Raw genomic sequence first — 1,654 nt, forward strand, 5'->3', positions numbered from 1 at the left:
CACTAAGCCTGCATGGACGCCAGAACGGCGCTCCCTAACCAGATGGACGCCGGCAAGGCGATCCTCAATCGAACAGAAGGAAATGCTCAATGACCAACATCTCGAACTTCAAGCGCCTCTCGCTCGCCGCCGCCATCGCCATTTCGGCGATCGGCTCGATGTCGATGACGAATTCGGCTTTCGCCAATGGCACGCACCCCACCGGCGACGGCGGCGCGGTGTGTAAGGGCGCAGGGCACTGTCTGGTGCTCTCGATCGAGTGCAAGGGCACCTATACCGATGCCACCGACAAGAATGGCACSGTCTATGGCAARTGCAGCCAGACCGCGCAGGTTTCGCCGCAAGCCAAGATCAAGCTCGCGAAATAACCACCTGATAGCAATGAGAATGGCGGCTCGCCCTTCAGGTCGGCCGCCATTTTCTCAACTGAATTCCTGTCTTATGACCGAGGGGGCCCCCTCAGCGCCGGCTGAACAGCAGGCTGGCGACCAGGCCGAGCACCACAAGGCCAACCGCGGCGGCCGCCGCCGGATGGTCACGGGCCGATTTCTCCATCACCCTGCCCTGTTTGCGGATTGCCGGCATGGCATCGCGCAGACGTCCGGCAAGGTCGGAATATGTGTCGAGAGCGGCATCGCGGCCGTCTTCATAGTAAGCGCCACCCCGCTTCGACACGGCCTTGCGCAGCGTCGCGAGTTCCCTCGAGAGAGCCGCTATCTGCTTTTCGAGGTCGATGTCCGAAAGGGTCGAAAATGATGCCATCATGCGTTTCCTTGTCTTGCCGCAGGAAAGTCTTGCAGAAGGAAACGTAACGCCTCACCCCTCGGCGGGTTCCGGTCTTAAGGCTCCAAAGCGCTTCGCGCTGCGGTCAGCGCACCTGRTCRAGCAGGCGCTTGCAYTCCAGRAGGTCGAACAGCGCCTCCTGCAGCARSGCGCGATTGTCGCGCGASAGTTTCGACGCRTCCGGYTGGACSGGRCCTTCCTCGTCGCTCTTGCCCAGGCCGAAAAAGCGGCGGCTGGGCTTGACCCTCGGCTGGCCGACCAACTCATCATCGCCGCCGCGCGGCTGTGCTGCCGGCGTCAGCGGCACCTGGTCGGCCTGCTTTCGCTGCGAGATCGCCTCGACGGCGGCCATGTCGCCATTGCCGATGGCGACAAGGAAATGATTGCCGTTCTCGCGCAGCAGCTTCTGCACGCCCTTGATGGTGTAGCCCTGGTCGTAGAGCATGTGGCGGATGCCCTTGATCAGTTCTACATCCTGCGGCCGGTAGTAGCGACGGCCGCCGCCGCGCTTCATCGGCTTGATCTGGTTGAAGCGCGTTTCCCAGAAGCGCAGCACATGCTGCGGCAGATCGAGATCTTCAGCGACCTCGCTGATGGTGCGGAAGGCGTCAGGGCTCTTGTCCATGGGCGAAATCCTCACGCTGGAGCGTGATCCGGAACGGTATTCAGCGAGATCAGGCTCAACGAGGAGAGAGGCTCATACCGTTTGCGCCGAATGGATCATACGTTGAACACCAATCCGGCCATGCTGCCGAATCGGGCCTTATTTCAGCGGTTTGTGAAGCAATATTCAAGCCCGGCGTTATGGCGGGGCCGGTTTTCAACCGTACAATAGAGGCTATTTGCCGCCCTTGGCCTTGCTGTTCTGATG

Annotated in this window: 4 protein-coding genes; 1 reads left to right on the forward strand and 3 read right to left on the reverse strand. The window is 61.2% G+C overall.

Annotated features, from left to right (window positions below):
• The first annotated feature begins 89 nt into the window (after positions 1-89).
• Complete coding sequence (locus tag AC1DX0_RS35580; protein WP_477221178.1) at positions 90-368, forward strand: hypothetical protein; 279 nt, start codon at positions 90-92, stop codon at positions 366-368.
• A 91-nt stretch (positions 369-459) separates the two neighbouring features.
• Here AC1DX0_RS35580 and AC1DX0_RS35585 read toward each other — a convergent pair whose 3' ends face one another.
• From AC1DX0_RS35585 to AC1DX0_RS35595, 3 genes are all read right to left on the reverse strand, one after another.
• Complete coding sequence (locus AC1DX0_RS35585; RefSeq protein ID WP_477221177.1) at positions 460-762, reverse strand: hypothetical protein; 303 nt, start codon at positions 760-762, stop codon at positions 460-462.
• A 106-nt stretch (positions 763-868) separates the two neighbouring features.
• A complete protein-coding gene (locus AC1DX0_RS35590; protein ID WP_027042329.1) occupies positions 869-1,408 on the reverse strand; it encodes a MerR family transcriptional regulator in 540 nt (179 codons plus the stop codon).
• 55 nt (positions 1,409-1,463) lie between these two features.
• On the reverse strand, positions 1,464-1,654 hold a 191-nt coding region (locus tag AC1DX0_RS35595; RefSeq protein ID WP_477359139.1), incomplete at its 5' end, for a hypothetical protein.

The organism is Mesorhizobium sp. P3_A9, from assembly GCF_056402975.1.